We start from the raw sequence: 7094 nt of genomic DNA, 5'->3' as shown, positions 1-7094 counted from the left end.
ACTTACAAATCGCCTATCAAGTCCATAATGTCATCGAGTTCTTCCAGAGAGAGCTTCTTGTCCACGAAATCACTCGGTGTTAACTCAGAATCTTTCTTTTGCATACAATGTACAATAATAGCGTTCAAATGAATTTGATAGAGTCCCATGAGCTTGTCTATCGTCGTTTTGTGATACTCATGGCGATTGTAATTCATAGAGATAACCAGCTCTCCACCGATAATCTTGGCATAGATATCTAACGGATGCATGCGTTCGGTATGAGTTCCTAGCACTCTACCCTCTGGTAGATTCGATGGCGAGAACAGATCGTTGTCCAGATCGGCATCGTACTGTCCCAGATAATTGAACACAACCTCGGGCTGGTGTGTGAAATGGATGTCTCGTTTGTGCTCTGTCTCTGTGAGATGCTTTAAGATGGAATACCCGATTCCTTTATTAGGAATAGCACGCATCATTTCTTTGACTAGCTTGATCTGCTCCGCCAATTGACCCGATTTGGTAGCAGGCAGGACGACTGGGAAAAGGGAAGTGAACCAACCTACCGTACGTGAGACATTCAAGCCTTTGATAATCTCTTCACGTCCATGTCCTTCCAAAAAGACCCTAACATCGTTTGCCCCTGTCCATTCCTGCATCGCCATTCCCAAGGCAGTCAACAGGATCTCTTGCGTTTCCGTTTGGTAGGCGTGATTTGTATGGCGCAGTAATTTTTCAGTCTCGATTTTGGAGAAACGAACCGACGCTGTTATCGTCTCCATTTCGGTCTGGTAAATGGTCTCCTGATCCTTTGGCAATGGACGGCTCGGAATGGAATCGACTTTTTTCCAATAAGCTAGTTCGTTTACAAGCTTCTTGCTATTGGCTACGTTTTTTAGCTCTTTCGCCCATTTTTGATAAGAATGTGTTTTTTCCGGTAAAGCAATTAGACTACCTGAGGCTACTTGTTGATAGGCGATTCGGAAGTCTTCCAGAATGATGCGCCAGGAAACACCGTCAACAACCAGATGGTGAATCACAAAAAGCAAATGGTCACCTGCTCTTGTCTTGAAGAGCGCTACTTGAACCAGCGGTCCCTCCTGTAAATTCATACTGGCTTGCAGGCGGTTTGCTTCTTCTTCCACTTTGTTTCGAGCATCCAGCTCTTCTGCAAAATCAAACACATGGAATTCGAACAGATTACCATCGTCACCCCGATTAAACTGGACAAATCCCTCATCCGATTCGGTAAAACTCATGCGCAGGGCATCATGATGAAGCACAAGCGCATTTAGAGACTCCATCAGTAGTTCGCTATGGAAGCCCTCTTGGCTGAAAAGCATCATTGCTTGATTCCAGTGATGTCTGCTTGTTGTAATCCGTTCAAAGAAGTAGTGCTGGATTGGTGTAAGTAAGACAGGTCCTGTTATCAGTCCCTGATCGAACGTGATCCTCTCGGAAATGATAAACGGTGCCATTCGTTCGATCGTCGGATATTTAAATAGGTGATTGACTTCCATCATGAGATTCATCCGTTGCAGACGAGACGCGATCTGCAAACTCTTGATCGAATCTCCACCAAGCTCGAAAAAGCTGTCTTGAATCCCTACCCTCTCGATGCCAAGTACTTCTCCCCAAATTCCGGCAAGAATCTCTTCCATTTCAGAGCGCGGTGCTACGTATTCCACTTCGCTTCTCACACTTCCATCCGGTTCAGGCAGGGCCTTGCGATCCAGCTTACCGTTGGATGTAAGCGGAAACTCCTTCATGAGAACGAAGTGGGCAGGTACCATATATTCTGGCAATTCACGGCGAAGCAGGTCGCGCAACTGACTGACTGTCCATTCGTTCACAGAAAGCAGATAGGCGCACAAGTATGCCTGATTGTTCTGGTTGGTTCGGGCCATAACCACCGCATCATAAATGGACTCTTCCTGAATCAGTTTGTTACGAATTTCATCCAACTCGATGCGGTATCCACGGATTTTTACCTGATGGTCCATCCGTCCGAGATACTCGATGTTGCCATCCTCACGATAGCGTGCCAGGTCGCCTGTGCGATAGATACGCTTACCGGTCTCTAATGGATGGGCAACAAATTTTTCCGCTGTCAGCTCTTCGTTATTCAGATATCCTCTCGCTAAGCTTATTCCAGCGATGCATAGTTCGCCCGGAACGCCTATTGGCTGCAATTGTCCGTACTGATTGACGATGTACATTCGATAGTTCGGCAGCGGCTTTCCGATGGGAACAGGATTCTCCAGTGAGTCTTTTGCGAGCGAATAACGGGACGTATATATTGTTGCTTCTGTTGGCCCGTAGATGTTTTCCAACTTCACCTCCGGCAGTACTTCATATACCTTTGGCACGAGATCATCCGGCATCGCTTCCCCGCAAGCAAGGATGTACCGCAATCGGTTGGCATTGTTTCGCCCCTCCAGATATTCGACGAATGGATTCAACATGGATGGCACAAAATTGATGTGGGTTATCCCTTCTTGGACAACTGCTTGCCATATTTCTTTGGGATTCTTTTCCGCCTCTGGCTCGAGAATTACCAATCTGCCATTCCCAGGAATCCACCCGAAGATTTCCGCTACAGAGATATCAAAAATGTAGGTCGTCTTCAGCAGGATTGCATCTTCACACATAAGCGGATATTCATCCTGCATGGCATGGAGTACATTGAGCAGCCCCTCGTGTTCAATCATCACGCCTTTTGGCTTCCCGGTTGAGCCCGATGTGTACATAACATACACAAGGTCATCCGGCTTGTTAACCAGCGGTAGATTGCTTGTATCTGGGGAAAAGCTACTCTCGCTGTTTAAATCAATAACATCCGCTGTAAAGCTTGCTTTTTCAACGAAACGAGACTGCGCTACCACCATCTTGGCGCCGCTATCTGTGAAAATGTAGGATATCCGGTCAGTTGGACTGTTCGGATCGATTGGCAGATAGGCTCCACCTGCTTTCAACACGGCGAAAATGGCCACTATCATCTCGAAGGATCGTTCCGATATAAGCATCACCAGATCGTCTGGTTTTACCCCTTTTGTACGGAGGGTATGTGCCAGTTGATTTGCTCGTTCGTTCAGCTCTCGATATGTCATGCACTGTTCGCGGAGTACCAATGCGATCTTGTCAGGTGTAGCAGCAGCCCATTCTTCTAACAACTGCATGATCAATTTGCTAGGGTATGTTTTGGATGTATCGTTTACCCCTAGAAACAAATCGAGGCGTTGTGCTTGGGTCATTAGTTCAAACGCTTTAACTTGCTCTTCCAGACCGTGAACAGCTTGCAAAAGGAGATGTTCAAACTGCGCAATCATACGGTGGATCATGCGTTCATCAAACAACAGTGTGTTGTATTCAAAAACAATGTGCAGCTCGTTCTCCCGCTCCACTGCTTCTAGTGTCAGGTCGAACTTGCTAATCCTGTTGTTGATATGACGCGTTTGGTTTTCCAACCCTGTCTCCAGTGAGCCCTGCATCATGAACATCACATCAAACAGGGGATGACGATTCCCGTCGCGTTTTGCTCCAGAGCCTTCGAGAATTTTATCAAAGGGAACGTACTGGTTTTGCAAAGCAGCCAAAAGCTCTTGCTTTACCTGTTGCAGGTTATGTAAAAAGCTTTCTTCATGCTCAATCGAGAGTAGAAGTGGCAAGGTATTAACGAACATCCCAAGTATCTCTCGCGTATCTGGATGCTGTCTTCCATCTGTTACGGTACCTAGTATGACTTGCTTGCTGTCGTTATTCATTTTGGATAGCCATACAGATACGATGGTGAGCATCAGCATATAGAGGGTTCCATCATGTTTTGTTGCTGTGGTTTTGAGCTTTCTAGTGAGTTCTTTGTTTGCGCGATACGTGATTGTAGCCCCATCAAATGACAGTTGCGGCGGACGTTTTCGTGTAGGAAGTTGGACAACAGGAAGCTCGCCCTCAAGAAGGTTTTCCCAGTAAGCAGCTTGCTGTTTGTATTCCTCACTTGAATGCCAGTCATTTTGCCATCGCGCAAACGACTTATAGGTATTCTTTACAGGGAGAAGCTCCTGTCGTTCGAGTAAAGTCTGTAATTCTCGTAACAAGATCGACTTGGATAAGCCATCCATGACAATGTGATGGGAGTCGAGCCAGAGAACCTGTTTGTCAGGAGTTTCAATGATTCCAGCCCGGAGCAATGGTGCTTTTGCCAAATCGAATGGCTTGATGTGCTCTGCAAGTAGGCTCTGTAGCACCTCTTCTTCACCTGTTTGACGGACAAATGATAGTTCGGAGAACGTGACAATTCGTTTTACGATTTCGTCATAATGCATGTGATATGTGCTTCGTAATCCTTCGTGACGCATCACCAGCTCCTGCAAGGCCATCCGGATATGCTCCACATCTACGGTTTTGGGAAAGCCAACCGTGAATGTCACATTGTATGCGATCGACTCGACATCCTGCTGCTGGATGATGTACATTCGTTTCTCCACCGCGGATGTTTCGTATTCCTGTTGTGCGATCAGCTCTTGCAATGGTTGTATGTTCGACTGCTCTTGTTCTGTGAACAAACGTTTCAATTGGCGAATGGTTGGATGCTTAAAAAGTTGGTCATATCTCAAATCGAAGCCGATATTCTTGAACTGGGAAATGAGCTGCATGGCCTTGATCGAGTCCCCACCGCATTCAAGAAAATGGTCGTCGATCCCCACCTGCAAAATTCCTAGCACGCTGCTCCACACGTAAGCCAATTGTTGTTCAAGCTCATCAGTTGGACCGACATAATGTTCCCTCAGCAGCTCCTCATCTCCCTGTATATCTGGCAGCGCCCGCTTGTCTACCTTTCCATTCGTGGTGAGCGGTAGAGTCTCCATGTGAACAAAGTGCGTCGGGATCATGTAATCAGGAAGATCATGTCCGAGCCATTCCCTCAGCTCGTGAAAAGGGATTTCATCAGGAGCAACATAATAGCTAACTAAGTACTTGCGGCCATCCTCCCGTTGTTTGGCGATAACGGTTGCCATTTCGACCATTGGATGATTCATGAGGAAAGGTTCAATTTCTCCTGGCTCGATCCGATATCCGCGAATTTTTACCAAATTGTCAAGGCGGCCCAAAAACTCGATGTTCCCGTCAGGCAACCAGCGTGCTCTGTCTCCCGTGCGGTACATGCGCTCGCCCGTCTGCGGATGAATGATGTATTTCTCAGCGGTCAAATCTGGTCGGTTCACATAACCTCGTCCCAACCCTTCACCGAGGATAAATACCTCACCTGCTACCCCAATCGGTTGTAATGCCAGCTTTTCGTCCAAAATGAGGATGTAGCTGTGTGCGATAGGCTTGCCAATCGGGATGCTCTGGTATTGCTTGTCCACCTCAAAAACAGTAGCAAGGATCGTGCACTCTGTCGGTCCATACAAGTTGTACAGCTTATAAGCACCGCGCCGATCAACCTTTTTTAGCACGTCCCCGCCTGTGAGCATCGCTCGAAAAGAACGATTATCCATTTGCATGAACTGTTCAGCTGCTCCTGTCGGAAAAAAGCTGATCGTAATGCCTTCTTGGTTGCAATAATCATTCAGAGCAATCAGATCATACTTCAGTGCAGTTGGCACGATGTGTAACGAAGCGCCCGTGAGTAGAAAGGGAAACATTTCCAGTACAGACCCATCAAACGAAAAACTGGAATAGACAAGGGCTTTGTCTTCAGGGCTCACTTCAAAGTACTGGCGATGCCATTGGCAAATATTTACCAAGTTGCCATGCTCGATCATCACGCCCTTGGCCAAACCTGTCGATCCCGATGTATACATGACATAGACGAGATCTGTTGATCGATTGACGTACGGTAGATTTTCTTTTCTGCCGCTAAAGCTACCAGGGTCACACACGTCGATCACTTCTACTTCGCAGATACTTTTCGCCTTCTGTATAAGGGGAGTCTGTGTCAATAAAACGGGTGCTCTACTGTCGTTTAACATATAAGTAATTCGTTCATCCGGATAATCCAGATCGATAGGGAGATATGCTGCTCCTGCCTTTAGAACGGCGAGAATACTCACCAGCATATCCAGTGATCTATCTATCATGAGCGCAACAAGATCGTCAGGCTTAACTCCTTTGGCACAAAGGTTATGGGCTAACTGATTGGCTCGCTCATTAAGCTGTTTATATGTCAGGGACTGGTCTTGACATACAGCTGCTAGACTGTCTGGTGACACTTCGACTTGTCGTTCAAACAACTGATGGTAGGTTTTATCGCTCTGCCTCTCTACTTGTGTTCGTTTTCCACAAAAACGCTTTAATGCCAGCAGCTCTTTTACGGTGGTCATATTCAGGTTTTTGTAGAAATCTCGGTCTTTTTTGTAGTGAATCGTTCCACCAGATGGTTGCGGAAATGGTGTGATCCGCCCACTTACAATATTCTCCCACTCTCGGATGAACAGGTCTTCAATCACCTGATTCGCTTTGTTGTAACAATCGATCAGTGTATCTTCGTCATCAAAAGCAATCTCTTCTTGAATCAGGATATCGCCTGTATCTATGTTCTCGTCTATGAGGTGTAGCGTAACCCCTTTTGGTGTCTCATCCCAAATACTCCAGAAAACAGGGTCTCTCCCCTTGTTCCAGGGCAAGAGGGATGTATGTAGATTGATAATGCGCCCTTTGAAATGGGAAACGATATGATTACTCAGAATATAGCCGTACGCGTAACTGACAATATAGTCGATTTCTTCAAAAAATTCGGTTTGTTGTTCCCACTTTTCATTGCACACGATGACTTTGTGGTTTCTTGATTCCAAGTACTGCACAATCTTGTTTTCTTTGCTCATGAATGTTGTTAGGAATAATATTCTCAAAAAAACATCACCAGCATTTCTCATAATTTCGTTGACAAAAAGTTGACTTCGATTGAAAATTGTTTTAGATGGAATTTGTACCACATTTTTACTTTTTGTTACATGATTTTACATATAACTCAAAAATACGCTTTTCTGCAAGTGGTTGTATGTAAATTTTTTTATTTTTTGTTCCCAACATTTAGAGTAATCAATGCCAAAAGGCTATACTCTGCTGGTTTTTAAGGGATGAAAGGAGGTAAGTATAGAACTGGTAAAAAGTGA

General features: G+C 45.6%; 1 protein-coding gene. It reads right to left on the bottom strand.

Features of this window, described 5'->3' with window-relative positions; all coding sequences use genetic code 11:
- Window positions 1-2: 2 nt before the first annotated feature.
- Complete coding sequence (locus ACM6JA_RS03040; protein ID WP_414851131.1) at window positions 3-6830, bottom strand: amino acid adenylation domain-containing protein; 6828 nt, start codon at window positions 6828-6830, stop codon at window positions 3-5.
- Between the last annotated feature and the right edge of the window lie 264 nt (window positions 6831-7094).

Source organism: Brevibacillus sp. IT-7CA2, from assembly GCF_949767855.1.
Lineage (GTDB): Bacteria > Bacillota > Bacilli > Brevibacillales > Brevibacillaceae > Brevibacillus.
Note: the sequence above shows the minus strand (reverse complement) of the source record. Positions and strands in the feature narration are given on the sequence as shown.